Consider the following 19,846-nt stretch of genomic DNA (forward strand, 5'->3'; position numbering starts at 1 on the left):
CGCGGCGATTTGAATCGTGGCGAGACTAGGGTGGCTTCCTTGACAATCCGTTTCTCTTCTCCCTCCATATTTAGAGGAAGCGCACATTATTCAGAAAAGTCTTGGCTTATACAGTATAATTGAATGAAAATGGACGCGAGATGCCGGCCTTACTGGCTGGTGGCGGCCGCAGCGTTGTTGTTTTGCTGGGCATGCTGCTCGCAATTGGGCGTGCAGGATAGCACGGAACGGTTGGTCTGGCGGAAGACGCGCACCGTATTGCCCTCGTCGATCGAGACCAGGATACGTTCATCGACGATGGCGTTGCCGTCGGCATCGAGCAGGACGATGTTCGTGGTGCCGAAACTGCGGCCGGTGAGCACGATCGTCTTCGGGTCCGCCACGGTCGCGTCGGCGACCTGCGCATTGCCGACGATAACTTTGCTGACGGGGCGATCGAGCTTCAGCACGCGCGCGTGATCCATATAGACACGCAGCATGCCGTCATCGGCGGCGCGCGAAAGCTGCGGCATCAGGCCTGCCATGGCGGCGACGCCGGCAAGAAATGCGGTTCTGCCGCGGATTGGCATGGTCTGGCCTCATGAAAACGATGGCGGAAACAATTCCTGATTAGAATGAGAAAGAAGGGTGAATGAACAATTAAGAGTGCAGTCATTGCTGCTATTATGAGGCAGGCATGACCGTTTTAGCGCTCATTTCGGGATTCCCGTGTCAAGCATGCAATATTCCGGCACAGGAAGTACATGGCGCTAATATATTAACTTCTAAACTTTTCGTTGTGTCTGAAGATTTTCTTTAAAAATGCCCGGAAAGACCTGAATTTATATTAACTAGTCTATTTGTGCTGTGGAATTGGCGATCTATTAACCCACTTCCTTAAAGCGATGGAAACGGCCAACCGCTACGGTTCAACTCATCCGATCAACGGCACAGTTGGCGGACGTGCTGTCAACAAAGTGAGTGGAGTTAAATTATGACCAAGCTTTTTTCGCGTTTCCTGAAAGACGAATCCGGCGCGACCGCCATTGAATACGGCCTGATCGCTGCCCTGATCTCGGTTGCCATCATTGCTGGCGCAACGACGCTGGGCAACACGCTCAGCTCTACATTCAATAAGATCTCCGATCAGATGAATACTTCTTCGAGCGGCGTCGGCACCAAATAATTGCTTTGGGTGTAGTAACCAGGCTTTCTCGGAAACCGCTCAGTATTATGAGCGGTTTTTGACATTTATAGTTCGAGTCGGAGTATTTTTAATGCTTGAAGCCGCGACATTGCTGATCTTCCCGCTCTGCCTGTCGGTTGCCGCCGTCTCCGATCTTTTGACCATGACGATCCCGAACCGGGTGTCGCTCATCCTGCTCGGTGCTTTCATCGTGCTTGCGCCGCTCGCCGGCCTGGCGCTGCCGGAGATCGGCATGCATGTCGCCGGCGCGACTGTCGTTTTCTGTGCGTGCTTCGCGCTTTTTGCCCTGAATGTCATGGGTGGCGGCGATGCCAAGCTGCTGGCAGCATCGGCGATCTGGTTCGGTTTCGATCCTTCGCTTCTGGCCTTCCTCGTCTATGTCGCCTTTATTGGCGGGGCGGTGACGATCGCTATTCTGATGATACGCTCGCAGTCGAGCACCATCATGGCCATGGGTCTGCCGCTGCCGAACTCGCTGCTGATCGCCAAGAAGATCCCCTATGGCATTGCCATCGCCATTGGTGGCTTTCTGGCTTTCCCTTCGTCGCCGCTGGTGGTCGCGGCCACATCGCATATTCTCTAAATTAGAAAACACTAAGTATTTGATTAGCGCGGTGTATCTTTATATATTGTATTGCTTAAATATTTATAGTGAAACAATAGTAGATGTAAGACACCATTAACCATAATTACACCAATTACTGAGCATTCTGCGGGGCGAAGAATCGTATTCCCCAAGGAATGACCAATGAAACCCGCTCGCATAATGATACTCGCAGTAGCAGTCGTCGCGGCAGGGCTTGCCGGACTGCTGGCGATGCATCTGGCCGGCTCGCGCAATGTCGTGCAGCGGGTCGCGACGGTGGTGGAGAAGGAAGCGACGGTCAATGTCCTCGTTGCCGACGCCAATCTTCCCGTGGGATCGCGCCTCAATGACAAATCGATCCATTGGATGGCCTGGCCGCAGAGTGGTGTGGTTAAGGGTCTCATCACCCAAGCCGATCGTCCCGATGCGCTGAAGGACTTGAACGGCGCGGTCGTCCGCCTGCCGATCTTCGAAGGCGAGCCGATCCGCGAGGAAAAGGTCGCCGACGCCAGCAGTCGCATTCTGTCCTCGCTGCTGCCCTCGGGCAAGCGCGCCGTTGCCACAGAAATCTCGGTCGCCACCGGCGCCGGCGGTTTCATTTTGCCCAATGACCGCGTCGACGTGATCATGGTGCGTAAGGGCGACACCCAGAAATTCGTGACCGAGACCGTGCTCAGCAATGTCCGCATCCTGGCCGTCGATCAGCAGATCGAGGAAAAACAGGACGGCAGCAAGGCCGTGGTCGGCACTACCGCAACGCTGGAGCTGACGCCGGACCAGACGAAGGTGCTTGCGGTCGCCCAGCAGATGGCCGACCGGCTGACACTGGCGCTGCGCTCGGTCGCCGACGCGCAACAGCCGGATACGACGGCCGCCGATTACTTGCTCTCCGGCGACAATGGCGGGGCCGTCGTTCAGGTCATCAAGTCGGGTGCCATCATCGCCAACGGCACAGCCGCGGCCAAGACACAATGAGAAGGGGCGGGACCATGTTGAAAATCAGCCAGATAACCGGCCTTCCCCTCCTGGCGGCGCTCTCCTTCTCGGTCGCCTTTGCCGGTCTTCCTATTGCCGAAGCGCCTGTCTTTCTGCGGACTGCGGTTGCCAAGGCCGACGGTGCCGACAGCATCGTCACGATTTCCGGCCTGAACACCAAGCGCACGTTGAAGCTCGGGCTCAACAAGGCGTTGGTGGTGGACCTGCCGGCGGATGCCCATGATATTCTCGTGTCCGATCCCAAGATGGCGGATGCGGTTACGCGCACCTCGCGTCGCATCTATCTCTTCGGCAAGACGGTCGGACAGACGAATATCTTCGTCTTCGGTGCCAACGGCCAGGAGATCGTCAGCCTCGACCTGCAGATCGAGCGCGATATTTCCGGGCTGCAGGCCAATCTCAAGCGCTTCATCCCGGACTCCGACATCAATGTTGAGATCGTCTCCGACAATATCGTCCTGACCGGCTCGGTACGCACGCCACAGGATTCGTCCCGCGCCCAGCAATTGGCCGGGGCATTCCTCAAGGGTGGCGAGGCCACGACCCGCACCGAAACCGCCAGTGGCACCGGTGGCGACAGTTCGGTCGCTCTCTTCGCCGAGGGACGACAGACTTCGCAGATCGTCAATCTTCTGCAGATCGAGGGCGAGGATCAGGTGACGCTCAAGGTCACCGTCGCCGAGGTAAAGCGCAGCGTGCTGAAGCAGATCGGCTTCGACAATCTCGTCAGCAATTCCTCCGGCCTCACTGTCGCGCAGCTCGGTAATATCAGCAGCGATTCGACCGCTGCCACGGGCAATGGCGGCCTCAGCGCTTTGTTCAAGACCGCGCTCGGCAAATACAATGTCAGCAGCTATCTCAATGCCATGGAACAGGCGGGCGCTGTACGCACGCTTGCGGAACCGACGCTGACGGCGATCTCAGGCCAGGCGGCGACCTTCAATTCCGGCGGCCAGACGCTCTATTCCGTCATCGACAGCGACGGCAACGTGACGATCACTCCATATACTTACGGCATCAGCCTTGCCTTCACCCCCGTCGTTCTCTCCGCCGGCCGCATCAGCCTGCATGTCCAGACTCAGGTCTCCGAGCCGACCGGCACTACGGGCGCTGCGACCTATAATCGGCGTGCGGCCGATACCTCGGTCGAACTGCCGTCCGGCGGCTCGATCGCTCTTGCCGGCCTTTTGAGCGACAATGTGCAGCAGTCCACCACCGGAACGCCCGGCGCTTCGAAGATCCCGATCCTCGGCGCGCTGTTCCGCCAGAAGACCTTTCAGCGCGACGAGAGCGAGCTGGTGATCATCGCGACGCCCTATCTCGTACGGCCGGTGGCGCGCAATCAGATCGCCCGTCCGGATGACAATTTCTCGCCGACCAACGATGCCGGCGTCTTTTTTATGAACCGTGTCAACAAGATCTACGGCCGCAAGGATGCGCCGCCGGTCGCCGATGCCGATTTCCACGGCACGGTCGGTTTCATCTACAAGTGAGGGGAACGATAGTGACGCACCCCTTTTCAACCGGATCAACGAGAGACCAAACGATGGCCAGCCTCGATCGTAATGCGCCCCGCACCGGCGGGCCGCGGTTTGCAGCGCTTGCCATGATTGTAATGGCCACCGCCGTCAGCGGTTGCGCAGGCTCCAGGGATGGCATGACCACCAGCGCCATCACCGACGACTATCGTCAGCGCCATCCGATCGTGTTGACGGACAAGGAACACCGCGTCGACATTCCCGTTTCGGTCAGCGATCGCCGCTTGACCTCCGGCATGCGCGATACCGTGCGCGGCTTCGTCCAGGATTATCGCGCGCATGCCACCGGCACGGTGGAAATCATGACCCCGCGGGAATCGGCGAATTCGGCGGCGGCCTCCGCCCTGCGCCGGCAGATCCGCCAGGAACTGGTGGCGAGCGGCATCCCGTCGGCGCGCATCGCCGACAATTATTATCCGGCCGGCGGTCCCGGCGATGCCGCCCCGATCCGCCTCCGCTTCATGGCTACGGCGGCGGTCACCAATGCCTGCGGCCAATGGCCTGCGGATCTCGCTGACAATGCCTTCGACAATCAGAATTACTATAATTTCGGCTGCGCCACCCAGAACAACCTCGCCGCACAGGTCGCCAATCCGACCGACCTCATCGCGCCGCGTGCCATGACGCCGATCGATGCCGACCAGCGCAGCAAGGTGATCGACGCCTATCGCAGCGGCTCCACCGCAACCAGCACCGCGTCAGTCAGCAGTTTCTGAACATGAGAGCCAGCCGTCGCCGGAACAGGATAAAGTCATGAGCGCCATCGATTACGATATCAGGCCGACCGCGGCGGACGCCGAGGATGCGCCGCGCACGGGCGATATCGAGAATATGCGGCCGTTGCCGCGCATTTCCGTGCATGCCTTCTGCGAGAGCGAGCAGCTGCACCAGGTCATGGACCGATGTGCCAACGACCGGCGCATGTCCAAGGTCAATCTCAGGATCACCGGCGGCAGCACGGCGGCGGCGGCGAACATGTTCGCCTCGGCGCCGACGCCCAATCTGATCATCCTGGAAACCCGCGCCAATCCGCAGAACCTCCTGGCTGAGCTCGCGCCGCTCGCTGCCGTCTGCGATCCGACCACCAAGGTGGTGATCGTCGGCCATCATAATGATATCAGCCTTTATCGCGAGCTTATCCGCAACGGCATTTCCGAATATATCGTCCAGCCCGTGACGATGACCGACATCATGGCGGCGATGGCGGCGATTTTCGTCGATCCCGACGCCGAGCCGATTGGCCGCAGCGTCGCCTTCATCGGCGCCAAGGGCGGGGTAGGGGCGTCCACCATCGCCCATAATTGCGCCTTCGGCATCTCCAACCTGTTCTCGGTCGAGACCATTCTCGCCGATCTCGATCTGCCCTACGGCACCGCCAATATCGATTTCGACCAGGACCCGGCCCAGGGTATCGCCGAGGCCGTCTTTGCGCCGGAGCGTCTCGACGAGGTTTTCCTCGACCGCCTGCTGACCAAATGCTCGCAGCACCTGTCGCTGCTCGCGGCTCCCTCCATGCTCGATCGCGCCTATGATTTCGAGGGCCAGGCTTTTCAGCCAGTGCTCGACGTCCTGCAGCGCAGCGCGCCGGTGACTGTCCTCGACATGCCGCATCTTTGGACCGAATGGACGCGCTCCGTGCTCTCCTCCGTCGACGAGGTGGTGATCTGCGCGGTGCCGGACCTTGCCAATCTGCGCAACGCCAAGAACATGCTGGATGCGCTACGCAAGCTGCGTCCCAACGACAAGGCGCCGCATCTCATCCTCAATCAGGTCGGCATGCCGAAGCGACCGGAAATCGGCCCCTCGGAATTCTGCGAGCCGCTGGAGACCGACCCGATCGCCATCATTCCCTTCGACATCAACCTGTTCGGCAACGCGGCCAATAGCGGCCGGATGATTTCGGAAACTGATCCGAAGTCGCCGATCGCCGAAACCTTCTCGCAGATATCGCACATCGTCACCGGGCGCGTCGCGCTCAAGAAGGCAAAGAAAGGCGGCCTGCTCGGCCTCCTGAAACGGAAGTAATTGTTTGATTTCGCATGATCGGATTGGAAAGGCGGCTCGCATTTTTCGGGATCATGCTCAAGCGTAGAATTGGATCGACGGCATGTTTGGCAGACGCGGAAATGAAGGTCCTGCAAAGAGCGGCGGCATAGCCCCTCCGCCGGCGCCCGCGCGCGCTCCATCCGCCGCGCCGCCCGCGACATCGACCATACTGGTCGAGCCGGCGCGCGAGGCCTCGCCGCAGCGCCAGCAGGTGCCGCCGCCCTCGATGCAGACGCCGACACGCCGCCGGCCTGTTCGCACCGAGGAATATTACGACACCAAGTCGCAGGTCTTTGCCGCACTGATCGATACGATCGACCTCTCGCAGCTCTCCAAGCTCGATGCCGAGGCCGCGCGCGAGGAAATCCGCGATATCGTCAACGACATCATCACGATCAAGAACTTCGCGATGTCGATTTCCGAGCAGGAGGAACTGCTCGAGGATATCTGCAACGATGTGCTTGGCTACGGCCCGCTGGAGCCGTTGCTCGCCCGCGACGACATCGCCGATATCATGGTCAACGGCGCCGGCCAGACCTTCATCGAAGTCGGCGGAAAGACCATCGAATCGGAGATCCGTTTCCGCGACAATGCCCAGCTTCTGTCCATCTGCCAGCGTATCGTCAGCCAGGTCGGCCGCCGCGTCGATGAATCGAGCCCGATCTGCGACGCCCGCCTGCCGGACGGATCGCGCGTCAACGTCATCGCGCCGCCGCTGTCGATCGATGGCCCGGTGCTCACCATTCGTAAATTCAAGAAAGACAAGCTGACGCTCGACCAGCTTGTCCGCTTCGGCGCCATCACGCCGGAGGGCGCGACGCTTCTGCAGATCATCGGCCGCGTTCGCTGCAATATCGTCATCTCCGGTGGTACCGGCTCGGGCAAGACAACGCTGCTGAATTGTCTCACCAACTACATCGACCGCCATGAGCGCGTCATTACCTGCGAGGACACGGCCGAACTGCAGCTGCAGCAGCCGCACGTCGTCCGTCTCGAAACCCGCCCGCCGAACATCGAGGGCGAGGGCGAGATCACCATGCGCGACCTCGTCAAGAACTGCCTGCGTATGCGTCCCGAACGCATCATCGTCGGCGAAGTGCGCGGACCGGAGGTCTTCGACCTGTTGCAGGCGATGAACACCGGTCATGACGGCTCCATGGGCACGCTCCACGCCAACACGCCGCGCGAATGCCTCAGCCGTATCGAATCGATGATCGCCATGGGCGGCTACAGCCTACCGGCAAAGACGGTCCGCGAGATCATCTCCACCTCCGTCGACGTGATCGTCCAGGCAGCCCGCCTGCGTGACGGTTCGCGCCGCATCACCCAGATCACCGAGGTGATCGGCATGGAAGGGGACGTGATCATCACCCAGGACCTGATGCGCTACGAGATGGAAGGCGAGGACGCCAATGGCCGCATCATTGGCCGGCACATGTCGACCGGCGTCGGCAAGCCGCATTTCTGGGATCGCGCCCGCTATTACAACGAGGAAAAGCGCCTGGCGGCGGCCCTCGACGAGATGGAAAACAACTCGAAATAGGACTTTCCCGATGTTCGGTGTCGATCCGGTCGTGCTTTTGATTGTCGTGCTCGCAGCCGTTTCGGCGGCGGCGGTCTGCTACGGCGTCCTTTACTCCCAGATCGAGGCGCAGAAAAAGACGGACAGCCGGGTTAGCCGGGTCAAGGCGGCCGAGAGTGATCGCACCAAGGTCAAGGTGGCGCGCGACCGCGTGCAGGAAATGTCGAAGCGCCGCAAATCGGTGCAGGACACACTCAAGGATCTGGAGAAGCGCCAGGTCGAGAATACGAAGAAGAAGCAGTCGCTGAAGGCGCGCCTCGTGCAGGCCGGCCTGTCGCTGACACCGGCCCGTTTCTATGTCTTCAGCGTCCTGTTCGGCCTTTTCGTCATGGTCGTTGCCTTCCTTTTCGGCGCGCCGCTCGCCGTCATCGCCGGCCTGCCATTCGCCGCAGCCTTCGGCTTGCCGCGCTGGGTTGTCGGTTTCCTCATCAAGCGCCGGCAGAACAAGTTTCTGGAGGAGTTTCCGAATGCGCTCGATCTCATCACCCGCTCGATCCGCTCCGGCCTGCCGCTCAACGACGCGGTGCGCCTTGTGGCAAGCGAAGCGCGCGAGCCGGTCAGGACCGAGTTCCGCAGGGTCGTCGAAACACAGCAGGTCGGCCTCAGCATGACCGATGCCTGTGCGCGCATGAACAATCACATGCCGCTGCAGGAGGTGAACTTTTTCTCGATCGTCATCGCCATCCAAGCACAGGCGGGCGGCAATCTCTCCGAAGCGCTGGGCAACCTCGCCAAGGTGCTGCGCGAGCGCAAGAAAATGAAGGCGAAGGTGGTGGCGCTGTCGATGGAAGCCAAGGCATCGGCCGTCATCATTGGCGCGCTGCCCTTCATCGTCATGCTGCTCGTTTACCTGACCTCGCCGCAATACATGATGATCCTGTTTACCGACCCGCGCGGCCATCTGATTATGTTGCTTGCCGGCATCTGGATGGCATTCGGCGTCATCATCATGCGCCAAATGGTCAATTTCGATATTTGATCGGAAGGAAAGACACAGCCCATGGCCGATATTGCCGCCAAGTTGACCGACCCCGGCATGATCCTCGCCGTTTTCGTGGCGATTGCGGTCTTTGCCACATTCTACACGATTGCCGTGCCCTTCCTCGAGCGTGGCGATCTCAACAAGCGCATGAAGGCGGTCTCCACCGAGCGCGAGCAGATCCGCGCCCGCGAACGTGCCCGGCTGAACACGGACGGCAGTAAGGCGTCTCTGCGCAGCCAGAATAACAAGAACGTCCGCCAGATCGTCGAGCGCTTCAATCTCCGTAACGCGCTGGTGGATACCAACACCGTCAATCGCCTGCGCGCCGCCGGCCTGCGCTCGGAAAACGCGCTGAACATGTTCCTGGTGGCGCGCTTCCTGCTGCCCTTTCTGTTCCTGGCCGTCGCCGTCTTCCTGGTTTTCGGCCTCGGCTATTTCGCCGCCAAGCCCTTCGCATTCCGCCTTCTCGGCGTCATCGGCACCGCTTATCTGGGCTTCTACTCACCGAATATCTATATTTCCAACCGCGTAACCAAGCGGCAGAAATCCATCAAGCGCGCCTGGCCGGATGCGCTCGACCTGATGCTGATCTGCGTGGAATCGGGCATTTCCATCGAGGCCGGCATGCGCCGCGTCTCCGAGGAAATGGCGGAGCAATCGCCGGCACTTGCCGAGGAAATGGTGTTGACCACGGCGGAGCTCTCATTCCTGCAGGATCGCCGCACAGCCTTCGACAATCTCGCCGCCCGCACCCAGATCGAAATCGTCAAGTCGGTGACGCAGGCCCTGATCCAGGCGGAGCGCTATGGTACGCCCGTTTCACAGGCGCTGCGTGTAATGGCGCAGGAAGGCCGCGACGAGCGCATGAACGAGGCGGAAAAGAAGGCCGCCGCCCTACCGCCGAAACTGACCGTGCCGATGATCGTCTTCTTCCTGCCCGTCCTCATGGCCGTCATCCTCGGCCCGGCGATCATCCAGGTGATGGATAAGTTCTGACGAGGGAACTTGCTGACGACATCGAGAGCGTTTAACTTTCGATTCCGCGCAACTGGCAAGGTAAGATGGACGACCATCGAGGAGCGTGGGAAAGACAGCGCCGCTTGCCTGGGCAAATTTCTAACTGAAACGGGAGTTGCAGCATGTCGTCCTTCGCCATCTTTTTCACCGTCATCGCAGCCGTCCTTATCGGCGCGGTCAGTCCCGGACCGAGTTTCGTCCTTGTGTCTCGCATTGCCGTTTCCCGCTCGCGTCAGGCGGGGCTGGCTGCTGCCTTCGGCATGGGAACCGGCAGTGTCATCTTCGCGACCCTGGCCCTGTTCGGCCTGAGCGCGCTGCTGATGCAGGTCGAATGGCTGTATCTTGCCCTGAAGATCGCCGGCGGCCTCTATCTGATCTATATCGGCATCCGCATCTGGCGCGGCGCAGCGCAGGATCTCGCCCTCGACGCGCCGGCATCGCCCGCCGGAGCGAGCGTCGCGCGCAATTACTGGTTTGCGCTCGGCACGCAGCTCAGCAATCCGAAGACCGCGATCTTCTATGGCAGTATCTTTGCGGCCCTTCTCCCGGCGCAGCCCCCTCTCTGGCTGCTGCTCGCACTGCCGCCGGCGGTCTTTGTGATCGAGGCGGGCTGGTACACGGTGGTGACGCTTGCCTTCTCGTCAAACCGCCCGCGCGCGCTTTATTTGGGATCAAAGCTCTGGATCGACAGGGTAGCGGGTGCCGTCATAGGTGCTCTCGGCGCCCGGCTGGTGAGCGAGGGTCTGCCGCGGCATATCTGGCGCTGAGGGCCTAGTTGACCGCCTTCTTGGCGCTGTCGCTGGCCGCGAGTTTCTGCCAGGAATTCTGCTGCGTCAGCATCCCGCGCAGATAGGCCACATTGGCGTCGGCCTGTTGCTGTGTCAGCTCCTGACGGGCGATCTGCTCGGCCTCGGGGAAGCGGCCCTGCAGGCCGACGACGAGGGCGAGGTTCTGGCGCACGCGGCTATCGGCCGCCTGCTGGCCGGCGGCGGAGCGAAGATAGCTCTCGGCGGTCTTCAGGTCACCGGTCAGCACATAGGACATTCCGAGATTGGAAAGGATGGACGACTCGTTCGGGGCGAGCACGAGGGCGTCGCGATATTTGCCGCGGGCCTCGTTCGAGCGGCCGAGCTGGTCGAGGATCGCGCCTTCGGCCGAGACCAGCCGCCAATCCGGCCGATCCGGCAGCTGCGCGCGGTCGATGGTCGCAAGCGCTTCCTGCAACTGACCGGCTGCCGCCTGGGCCTTGCCGTAGGCGGCCAGCACGCCGCGGTCGCTTGGATGGTTGATCGCCACCTGTTGCATGACGGCGAGCGCCTGTTCGTTGCGGCCGGTCATGCGCAGCACATTGGCGTAGTTGACGCCGGTGTCGCGGTCCTTCGGATTGGTGTCGTAGGCCTTGCCGAGGGTAAGGGTTGCCCGAGCGAGGTCGGCACTGTCCATCTGGTCGATCGGCTTCGACACCGTCGGGATCGATCCGGTCGTCATCTTGTCCTTGCCCGTCGTCGAGCAGCCCGCCAGCGCTAGCGCCAGAAGGGCTGCCGATGCGCCACGGAAAAGGAAAGTCTTGAGCAAAGACGTGGTGGAGGCGGCGGACATGTCCCTATCCCTGAATGTCAGAGTCCTGCGTCTGGCCTCAAATCGGAACAGGGAAAGGTTTGACGCAATGTTCGCTCCAGCAATAATCTGTTAACCCTAACAGACAGTTAACCAACGATTCCCTGAAATGACCGCCAAAGGATAGTCATGGCCCCCTATCAGTACATCGAGCGCGCGACGCCGTTCAATTCGAAGGGTGGCGCGACGCTGCCGATCTTTGCCGTTACCCCGGCCCATATCGACACCGGTACCATCGATCCGATCGCGCTCGATTGGGCGCACAAGGCGGGCTACAAGGCGGAAAGCGGCTCTCTCTTGCTGATCCCGACGGCCGAGGGCCATCTCGGCGGCGCGCTGTTCGGCCTTGGCTCCAACCCCTCGGAACAGCCTTTTCTCACTGGCAAACTGGCGCGATCGCTGCCGGCCGGCGAGTGGCATATCGAGACCGCGCCGCTGACGGCAAACCGGCTCTCGCTCGGCTTCGGCCTCGGCAGCTACCGCTTCGACCGCTACAAGTCGGAAAAGGCTGCCGGACCGACACTGATGATCCCGCGCGACGCCGATGCCGCCGATATCAAGCGGCAGCTCGCCGGCGTCTTCCTTGCGCGCGATCTCATCAACACACCGACAAACGACATGGGGCCGGAACAGCTCGAAGCCGCCTTCCGGGCCTTGGCCGAGCATTACAAGGCGGAAATGTCCGTCATCATCGGCGACGATCTCCTGAAGGAGAATTTTCCACTGGTGCACACTGTGGGACGTGCCAGCGCCGATGCGCCGCGTCTGTTGGAGCTGCGCTGGGGCAAGAAGGGCCATCGCCGCATCACGCTGGTCGGCAAGGGTGTGTGCTTCGATACGGGCGGCCTCGACATCAAGCCGGCCTCCTCGATGCTGCTGATGAAGAAGGACATGGGCGGTGCCGCCAATGTCATGGGTCTGGCGCTGATGATCATGGACGCGAAGCTGAAGGTCGACCTGCGCGTCATTGTTCCGGTCGTCGAAAACTCGATTTCCGCCAATGCCTTTCGCCCCGGCGACATCTACCGGAGCCGCAAAGGATTGACGGTGCAGATCGACAATACCGATGCCGAAGGCCGGCTGATCCTCGCCGATGCGCTCGCCTATGCCGACGAAGACGCGCCGGACCTGATGATCGATATGGCGACGCTGACGGGCGCTGCTCGCGTCGCGCTCGGCCCCGACCTGCCGCCCTTCTTCACAGACGACAACGATCTCGCCCGCGACCTCACCGAAGCGAGCCTCGAGACCGACGATCCGCTCTGGCGCCTGCCGCTGTACAATGGCTACGACAAGGATATTCGCGCCAAATTCGCCGATATCACCAACGCCCCCTCCGGCGGCATGGCCGGCTCGATCACGGCAGCGCTGTTCCTGCGCCGCTTCGTGACGAAAACCCCGAGCTGGGTGCATTTCGACATCTATGGCTGGGCCCAGAACGAGCGTCCCCATTCCCCGGGCGGCGGCGAGGCGCAGGCGATCCGGGCGCTGTATCATCATATTCGGGAGAGCGTGCGGTAGGGTCTGACCCGCCACCCTCTCATTCGCCCTCGTGGTTCGAGGCTACGGTCCTGCGGACTTTCGCACCTCACCATGAGGGCTGCTCTTCTCGCCTGGTCACGAGATTCGCTCCACCTCATGGTGAGGTGCGTTGTTACCGTAGCGTTAGCGTAGGTGACAGGGCCTCGAACCACGAGGAGGCCACCGCAGCCATCTTCCTCCCACCCCCTCGACAAGCTCAGGAGCGGGGCGAAGGGTTGGAATAAATCACCCCTTGAATCCGCCACGATCTTGGCAGAAACTGAAACGGTAGCGTAACGATCTCCGGGGTTGCCTTTGCCGCTTGAACTCTCTGCCTCGCAGGCTCTCGGCCTCTGGCATGGCGTGGCGCTCGAACAAGTGCGCCGCGAGGACCATGATTTGACCCTGCGGCAGACAACAATTCTCCTACAGATCTATCTCGTGCCGCCGCCGCACACCGTGCGCGGGCTTGCCGCGACGCTCGGCGTTACCAAGCCGGTCATTACGCGTGCGCTCGATACCATGGGCGAGATGGGGCTGGTCGACCGCGTGCGCGACGACCGCGATCGTCGCAATGTCATCATCAAGCGCACGGTAACCGGCGCGCTCTATCTCGAAAAGCTCGGTGATCTCGTCATCGCGCAAGGCCGCAAACTATCAGTCTAGGAACCATCGTCATGACGCTCGACCATCGCCTCAATGCCTACCGGCCGGATCTTGCCGAAGCCTCTCTCCGGGGCCGGGTCGAGGCCGAGCGTTTCGTCGAGGGTGCGAGAGCGCAGGTGGTCGTCCCCGTCGTCGCGCTTCGTCCGCAGCCAGATCTGGCACGCGGCATCGATACGGAACTTTTGCTTGGCGAGGATGTCACGGTTTTCGAGCGCAAGGACGGTTGGGCCTGGGTCAAGGCGGTGTCGGACGGCTATGTCGGCTATCTGCCCGAAGATACGATCAAGGAGGGGCTGGTCGCACCGACCCATATCGTCGTTCCGCAGCGGACTTTCCTTTATCCGGAGCCGGAACTACGCAAGCCCTATACCGGCGTGCTCTCTATGGGCAGTCGTGTTCGTGTCACCGGCACGGCCGAGGCGCGCGGCAATCATTACGTTGTGCTGGAAGATGGCACCGCCATTTTCGCCAAGCATGTGCAGCCGATCGGCTATAATGACGGCGGCGACTATGTGGATGTCGCCGCGAAATTCATGGAAACGCCCTATCTCTGGGGCGGCCGCTCTGGCCTTGGTGTTGACTGCTCCAGCCTGATCCAGCTTGCGCTCCTGATGACGGGCCGCGCCGCGCCGCGCGATTCCGACATGCAGGCGGCAGGGCTTGGCGAGTCGATCGCTCGCGAAGAACTGAAGCGCGGCGATTTTGTCTTCTGGAAAGGCCACGCGGCGGTGATGGAAGACGCCGAAACCATCATCCATGCCAACGGCCACACCATGACCGTCGCACGCGAGAATTTTGCCACCGCCGTCGAGCGCATTGGCTGGCTTTATGAGTATCCGACTGGCTATCGCCGCCTCGGTGATTGAGCGCTGATCGGAACCGTCGCTGATCTGGACCGTTATTCTCTCGATTGAACATCGTTTTGTTCGAGAGGAGAAGCATCATGCCGATTACCGCGATGGAACAGTCGATCAGGGATATTCTCGGCGACAGCCATCTTAGGCGCAGCCGCAAGATCGACCGGCTGCTCGAGCTGCAGAGCGAAGCGCGCGGCATTCAGCGTGCCGGCAGCGAAAGCACGATGAGCGCCGACGACGGCCTTCAGGACGATCTGCGTGTGATCGAAAAGGCGCTTCAGGATCTCGGCGCCGATGTCGAGGAAAAGGGTGCAGCGACGCTGTAGCGCCGATCTTAGCCCGGTGCTTTCGGCCAGTTCGTCATACCGCCCGACCAGGTCTCGAAGGCTTTCGAGAGTTTCAGAACCAGCATGTCGCCAAAACGCGGTCCGACGATCTGCAGGCCGATCGGCATGCCGGAGCGGGAGAAGCCGCAATTGATCGAGGAGGCCGGCTGTTCCGACATGTTCCAGGGAACGGTGAAGCCGATATGCTCGAAGGGCAGGGCCGGATCGTTGGTGGGCGAGGCCCATTCGGCCGGATAGGAGACGATCGGATTGGTCGGCGACAGCACCGCGTCGACCTGAGTGAAGAGCTTGCCGCAGCTCTTTCGCATCTCGATCGTCTGGTTGAAGCCACGCACGGCATCGACGCCGCTGACATCGGCGCCCCCTTTCGCCCAGCTGTGAATATAGGGCAGGATCATCTCGCGGCGCTCTTCGCTCAGATTGACGATATCGCCCCAGAAACGCGCCCGCCAGAAGACATCCAGCCCGTCGAGCATCTGCCGCGTCAGCACCGGCGCGACGTCGATGATGATGGCGCCTGCCTCTTCGAAACGTTTGGCGGCGGCAACAACGGCATCGCGCACGTCGTCGTCGACAGGCAGGCCGCAGCCGGCGTCGAGCATCAGGCCGATCTTCAGCCCGCGCACGTCAATATCGAGATCCATCCAGTCGAAGTCGTTTGGCGGCAGGCTGGTGCCGTCGCGCCAGTCGGGACGCGACAGCGTCGCCATGGAATAGGCGGCGTCCTCGACCGTGCGGGTCATCGGCCCGGCGCAGCGGCCGACATAATAAGGGTCAACTGGAATGCGGCCATGGCTCGGTTTGAAGCCGAAAATGCCGGTCCAGCCGGCCGGCAGCCGCACCGAGCCGCCGATATCCGTGCCGATATGCAGCGGGCCGTAGCCGGCAGCGGCCGCAGCCGAAGCGCCGGCGCTGGAGCCGCCGGGGTTCTGCGAGGGATCCCAGGGGTTGCGGCTGAGCTTGTGGAAGCTGGAAAGGCCGGAGGAGAGCATGCCGTAATCGGGACAAGTGGTCTTGGCGAAGATCACCGCGCCGTCCTCACGCATCCGCGCCGCGATCGGCGCGTCCTCTGTGGCGGAAACGAGTTCGACAGCAGCCGTACCGAGCGGCACCGGCTGGCCCTTGGTCGCGATCAGTTCCTTGAGTGTCACCGGAATGCCATCCAGCGGCCCGAGCGGTGTGCCTTTTGCCCAGCGCTCGGTGGAGGCGGCTGCCTGCTTGCGCGCGTCTTCCGGGTCATAGGCGTAGAGAGCGGCAATGGTCGGCTCCCAGGCCGCGATATGCGTTTCCAGCGCCAGCCAGTATTCGCTCGGCGAAAGGCTCTTTGCGGAAAACTTCTCAAGGAGCTGGCGGATGGAAAGATCGGTCGTTTCGGTCATGGTCGATACTCTTCGTGGTCTGAAGTCAGCGGCGGGCTTCGCGCGGATCGAGAAGATCGCGCAGGCCGTCGCCAAGCATGTTGAAGCCGAGGACGGAAAGCGCGATCGCCAGGCCCGGCAGGATGGCAAGCCAGGGCGCCAGCCCGAGATAGGTCTGCGCATCCGCCAGCATCCGCCCCCAGGTTGGCGCCGGCGGCGGCACGCCGAGGCCGAGGAAGCTCAGGCCCGCTTCGGTCAGGATCGCCAGGCCGAGCTGGATCGTCGCCTGCACGATGATGCCGCTCAAAATATTCGGCAGGACATGCCGCATGGTGATCGAGAAGGGCGTGTTGCCGATGGCGCGCGCCGCCATCACATAGTCACGGCTCCAGGCTTGCAACGCCGAACTCAGCGCCACGCGGGCAAAGACCGGAACCATGAAGGTGGCGATGGCGATGATGGCGGTCAGGCGTCCGGTGCCGAGAAACGCCCCGAGGATCATTGCAGACAGGATCGGCGGCAGCGCGAAGATGACATCGCAGGCGCGCATGACCAGCGCCTCGAACAGACCGCGCTGCGCGGCGGCGGCAACGCCGATCATCGTGCCGATCGTGCCGCCGATCGCCACCGCCGACACCGAGATCGACAGCGAATTCCAGCAGCCGGCCATCAGCATCGACAGCACGTCCCGGCCGAGCTGATCGGTGCCGAGAAGACCGAAGCCGAGCGGCGGCTGCAGCTTGTGAATGATCTGCATTTTCGCCGGCGGCAACGGCGTCCAGAAGAGCGATAGAACGGCGACGCCGACAAGCGCGAGGATGATGATCGCGCCGATGATCAGATTGGCGCGGCGGAGCGCGCGAAAACGAAAGCGGCGAGGGGAGGCGGTTTCGGCCATGGTCATCGCGCCCCTCCGCTGCGAAGCCTGGGGTCGATGACCAGATAGGAGAGATCGACCAGGAAATTGACGACGATGACCAGCCCGGCGAAGAACAGCACGACATCCTGAAGGACGATGACATCGCGCTGGCTAAGAGCCTGATAGGCGAGCCGTCCGAGGCCCGGCAGGTTGAAGACGTTCTCGATCAGCACCGCGCCGGCGACGAGAAAGGTGAATTGCAGGCCGAGAATGGTCATTACCGGCATCAGCGCATTGGGCACGACATGCCCCCAGAGCACCGCATTACGCGACAGCCCCTTGGCGACAGCGGTGCGGGCAAAATCCTCATGCAGCGTGTCGAGTACGGCCGACCGGGTGACGCGGGTCAAGACGCCCGCCTGCGGCAGGGCCAGCGCCACGGCCGGCATGATCAGTGCCTTGAGCGCCGGCCACAGGCCATTGCCCCAGCCGGGAAAGCCGACGGCCGGCATCCAGCCGAGCGAGGTGGCGAACAACAGGATCAGCAACAGCCCCACCCAGAAGCCGGGCACGGCGATGCTCATCTGCGAAAACAGCGTGGCGATGATGTCGAAGACGCCTCCGCGTTTGGCGGCGGCGGCAACGCCGAGTGGCACCGCGATCAGGATGGAAAGTAGGATGGCGAGGATGGCGAGCGGCAACGTCACGGCCAGCCGTTCGAGGATCAGGCCGGCGACGGGAACGCCATAGGTATAGGACATGCCGAGATCGCCGGTCAGCGCGCCGCCGAGCCACTGACCGTAGCGGAGGATCAACGACTGGTCGAGGCCCATCTCATGCCTGAGCGCCGCGAGCGTTTCCGGCGTTGCCGATGTGCCGAGTGTGATGGCGGCAGGATCGCCCGGCAGCAGGGCCATCACCGCGAAAAGCAGCAGCGAAACGGCGATCAGGGTCAGGAAAAGGCCCATGATCCGGCGGGTGAGAAGTACGATCATTGCATGTCCATGGCCGGGTGGCGCCCGGCTGCGCGGCGCTGAAAGAGGTCAGTCTTCCCAGGAAACGTTGGTCAGGACGTTCGAGGGAATTGGCTCGTTCTCCCAGAGCCCTTTCAGCTTCTTGTCCCAGACGCCGAGTTTCGGCATGACGAAGAGGAAGAGCGCCGGTACATCCTCGGCGAGGATCGTCTGCGCCTGGCCGTAGAGCTTGTCCTGCTCGGCCGGATCGGCGGTGAGCTGGACCTTCTTCATCAGATCGTTGAAATCAGGGTTCTTATAGTTGAAATAATAGGGGTCGCGCGCATAGATGTCGATGTCGCGCGGCTCGGCATGGGCGACGATGGTCATGTCGTAGTCGCGACCGGTAAAGACGTCCTGAACCCATTTCGCCGGGAATTCCGTCGGCTCGATGTTCATGGTCACGCCGATATCGGCAAACATTGCCTGCATCACCTGGGCGCTTCTGGGCGCATAGGCCATTTGCGGCGTCTTGATGGTGAAGGTGAAGCCGTTCGGATAGCCGGCCTCCGCCAGCAGCGCCTTAGCCTTGGCGGGGTCAAAGGGCAATTTGCCCGTCAGATCCTGATAGCCCGGGTCGTTCGGCGTGTAATGGCTGCCGATCGCGGTGCCGAAGCCGGACCAGGCGCCGTCGATGACCGTCTTGCGGTCGAGCGCCATCATCAGCGCCTGACGCACCCGCTTGTCGTCGAAGGGCTTGCGCGTGTTGTTCATGCCGGCGACGACCTTGAGCTCGGTATTGCCGACCTTGGTCATCAGCCTGGGGTCGCCATCGAAGGAGCTCATCAGCTCAGGCGCGCCGAATTCCGGAAAGGCGTCGAGGTCGCCGGCCTTGAGGGCAGCCGCTTCCGCCTGCGGGTCGGGAATGAAACGGAAGGTCACCTTCTCCAGCTTCACGTCGACGGATTTGTTCCAGTAGTCTGGGTTCTTGGCAAGCTCGACATGGTCGCCCTTGGCCCAGGATGCGAATTTGAACGGGCCGGTGCCGACGGGCGTGGTCTTGTCGTTGGCGGTCGATTTCGGCCCGACCATGACGGAAGAGGGCCAGCCAAGCCAATAAAGCAGGCTGCCGGTCGGCGACGAAAGGTGCAGCACCAGCGTTTCGGGATTGGGCGTGTCGATCGAGGCGATGGTGGCGAAGAAACGCTTCTGCGGATTGACGGATTTGGCGTCGCGGGCACGGTCGAGTGTGAATTTCGCCGCCGCCGAATCGAAGGTCTGGCCATCATGGAATTTGACGCCGCTCTGCAGCTTGAACGTATAGGTCAGCCCATCGGGAGAAATTTCCCAGCTCTTGGCAAGCTGCGGTATGACCTTGCCGCTCTCGTCGATTGCCACCAGCCCTTCGAAGATGTTCTGCCAGGTCACCTGTCCAATGGCGACGGGGGCGGCGATCGTCGGATCGAGGCCGGTGGGTTCGACCGTCATGCCGATGTTCAGCGTCGTCTTGGCCGCTTCGGCCGATGTCATCCCCATCAGCAGCAGCCCCGCCGAGATTGCGGCGCCACAGGCAAGACGGCGAGCAAAATCGCCCAGGCTCGGACGTAAAAACGTGGTCATATCAGTTCCCTTGGCTCTAGCTCGCAATACCGGCTTTCCCTCCGGCATACGGCCCCTTTTCGAAATAGTGTCATCTCGCAGGCGCACACACAATTCTAAAAATGTGTGCTCAGTG

The 19,846-nt window shown here is 61.7% G+C and carries 20 protein-coding genes and 1 riboswitch; of the genes, 14 read left to right on the top strand and 6 right to left on the bottom strand.

What is annotated here, in order from left to right; all coding sequences use genetic code 11:
* Positions 1 to 149: 149 nt before the first annotated feature.
* A complete protein-coding gene (locus RRH01S_RS19200; protein WP_012650773.1) occupies positions 150 to 569 on the bottom strand; it encodes a pilus assembly protein N-terminal domain-containing protein in 420 nt (139 codons plus the stop codon).
* A gap of 404 nt (positions 570 to 973) precedes the next feature.
* Between RRH01S_RS19200 and RRH01S_RS19205 the strand changes: the two genes are divergently transcribed.
* The 10 genes from RRH01S_RS19205 (at position 974) to RRH01S_RS19250 (ending at position 10,700) form a co-directional block, all read left to right on the top strand.
* Entirely contained in the window at positions 974 to 1,165 is a 192-nt protein-coding gene (locus RRH01S_RS19205) for a Flp family type IVb pilin (protein ID WP_042473727.1), read from the top strand.
* Between the two features lie 91 nt (positions 1,166 to 1,256).
* Positions 1,257 to 1,769: an A24 family peptidase gene (locus RRH01S_RS19210; RefSeq protein ID WP_042473730.1), complete on the top strand. Its 513-nt coding sequence runs from the start codon at positions 1,257 to 1,259 to the stop codon at positions 1,767 to 1,769.
* A gap of 165 nt (positions 1,770 to 1,934) precedes the next feature.
* Complete coding sequence (gene cpaB, locus RRH01S_RS19215) at positions 1,935 to 2,747, top strand: Flp pilus assembly protein CpaB (protein WP_042473735.1); 813 nt, start codon at positions 1,935 to 1,937, stop codon at positions 2,745 to 2,747.
* A gap of 14 nt (positions 2,748 to 2,761) precedes the next feature.
* Positions 2,762 to 4,261: a type II and III secretion system protein family protein gene (locus RRH01S_RS19220; protein ID WP_034519940.1), complete on the top strand. Its 1,500-nt coding sequence runs from the start codon at positions 2,762 to 2,764 to the stop codon at positions 4,259 to 4,261.
* A 53-nt stretch (positions 4,262 to 4,314) separates the two neighbouring features.
* Positions 4,315 to 5,022 carry a CpaD family pilus assembly protein gene (locus RRH01S_RS19225; RefSeq protein ID WP_042473739.1) on the top strand — a complete coding sequence of 236 codons (708 nt, stop codon included), beginning with the start codon at positions 4,315 to 4,317 and terminating at the stop codon, positions 5,020 to 5,022.
* A 37-nt stretch (positions 5,023 to 5,059) separates the two neighbouring features.
* On the top strand, positions 5,060 to 6,331 hold the full coding sequence (locus RRH01S_RS19230) for a CpaE/TadZ family protein (RefSeq protein ID WP_012650779.1): 1,272 nt from the start codon (positions 5,060 to 5,062) through the stop codon (positions 6,329 to 6,331).
* Between the two features lie 82 nt (positions 6,332 to 6,413).
* The gene (locus tag RRH01S_RS19235) at positions 6,414 to 7,895 is read left to right on the top strand and encodes a TadA family conjugal transfer-associated ATPase (protein ID WP_007701812.1); all 1,482 of its coding nucleotides are present in this window, start codon (positions 6,414 to 6,416) and stop codon (positions 7,893 to 7,895) included.
* A gap of 10 nt (positions 7,896 to 7,905) precedes the next feature.
* Complete coding sequence (locus RRH01S_RS19240) at positions 7,906 to 8,913, top strand: type II secretion system F family protein (protein WP_012650781.1); 1,008 nt, start codon at positions 7,906 to 7,908, stop codon at positions 8,911 to 8,913.
* Positions 8,914 to 8,934: 21 nt separating this feature from the next.
* Positions 8,935 to 9,912, top strand: coding sequence for a type II secretion system F family protein (locus RRH01S_RS19245; protein WP_012650782.1), 978 nt, complete (start codon positions 8,935 to 8,937; stop codon positions 9,910 to 9,912).
* Between the two features lie 38 nt (positions 9,913 to 9,950).
* Positions 9,951 to 10,033: riboswitch (ZMP/ZTP riboswitch) on the top strand.
* Between the two features lie 22 nt (positions 10,034 to 10,055).
* Positions 10,056 to 10,700 (top strand): LysE family translocator, encoded by a 645-nt coding sequence (locus tag RRH01S_RS19250; RefSeq protein ID WP_034519948.1) that lies wholly within the window; start codon positions 10,056 to 10,058, stop codon positions 10,698 to 10,700.
* 4 nt (positions 10,701 to 10,704) lie between these two features.
* Here RRH01S_RS19250 and RRH01S_RS19255 read toward each other — a convergent pair whose 3' ends face one another.
* Positions 10,705 to 11,532: a tetratricopeptide repeat protein gene (locus tag RRH01S_RS19255; RefSeq protein ID WP_012650784.1), complete on the bottom strand. Its 828-nt coding sequence runs from the start codon at positions 11,530 to 11,532 to the stop codon at positions 10,705 to 10,707.
* A 147-nt stretch (positions 11,533 to 11,679) separates the two neighbouring features.
* Between RRH01S_RS19255 and RRH01S_RS19260 the strand changes: the two genes are divergently transcribed.
* The 4 genes from RRH01S_RS19260 to RRH01S_RS19275 all read left to right on the top strand — a co-directional run bounded on the left by RRH01S_RS19260 (position 11,680) and on the right by RRH01S_RS19275 (position 14,920).
* Positions 11,680 to 13,071, top strand: coding sequence for a leucyl aminopeptidase (locus RRH01S_RS19260; RefSeq protein WP_007701802.1), 1,392 nt, complete (start codon positions 11,680 to 11,682; stop codon positions 13,069 to 13,071).
* Positions 13,072 to 13,386: 315 nt separating this feature from the next.
* Positions 13,387 to 13,737 carry a MarR family transcriptional regulator gene (locus RRH01S_RS19265; RefSeq protein ID WP_007701799.1) on the top strand — a complete coding sequence of 117 codons (351 nt, stop codon included), beginning with the start codon at positions 13,387 to 13,389 and terminating at the stop codon, positions 13,735 to 13,737.
* Between the two features lie 11 nt (positions 13,738 to 13,748).
* Entirely contained in the window at positions 13,749 to 14,603 is an 855-nt protein-coding gene (locus RRH01S_RS19270; RefSeq protein ID WP_042473745.1) for a C40 family peptidase, read from the top strand.
* A gap of 77 nt (positions 14,604 to 14,680) precedes the next feature.
* Positions 14,681 to 14,920, top strand: a complete 240-nt coding sequence (locus RRH01S_RS19275) for a hypothetical protein (protein WP_007701795.1) — start codon at positions 14,681 to 14,683, stop codon at positions 14,918 to 14,920.
* Between the two features lie 8 nt (positions 14,921 to 14,928).
* On the opposite strand, the gene RRH01S_RS19280 is transcribed toward RRH01S_RS19275, so the two are convergent.
* The 4 genes from RRH01S_RS19280 to RRH01S_RS19295 are packed head-to-tail and all read right to left on the bottom strand — an operon-like array spanning position 14,929 to position 19,731.
* Positions 14,929 to 16,320, bottom strand: coding sequence for an amidase (locus RRH01S_RS19280; protein ID WP_042473748.1), 1,392 nt, complete (start codon positions 16,318 to 16,320; stop codon positions 14,929 to 14,931).
* A 25-nt stretch (positions 16,321 to 16,345) separates the two neighbouring features.
* A complete protein-coding gene (locus RRH01S_RS19285; protein WP_012650788.1) occupies positions 16,346 to 17,203 on the bottom strand; it encodes an ABC transporter permease in 858 nt (285 codons plus the stop codon).
* Entirely contained in the window at positions 17,200 to 18,153 is a 954-nt protein-coding gene (locus RRH01S_RS19290) for an ABC transporter permease (RefSeq protein ID WP_012650789.1), read from the bottom strand. Before RRH01S_RS19290 ends, RRH01S_RS19285 begins: the two co-directional genes overlap by 4 nt.
* A 48-nt stretch (positions 18,154 to 18,201) precedes the next feature.
* On the bottom strand, positions 18,202 to 19,731 hold the full coding sequence (locus tag RRH01S_RS19295) for an ABC transporter substrate-binding protein (RefSeq protein ID WP_042473751.1): 1,530 nt from the start codon (positions 19,729 to 19,731) through the stop codon (positions 18,202 to 18,204).
* Positions 19,732 to 19,846: the final 115 nt, after the last annotated feature.

The organism is Rhizobium rhizogenes NBRC 13257, assembly GCF_000696095.1.
Lineage (GTDB): Bacteria > Pseudomonadota > Alphaproteobacteria > Rhizobiales > Rhizobiaceae > Rhizobium > Rhizobium rhizogenes.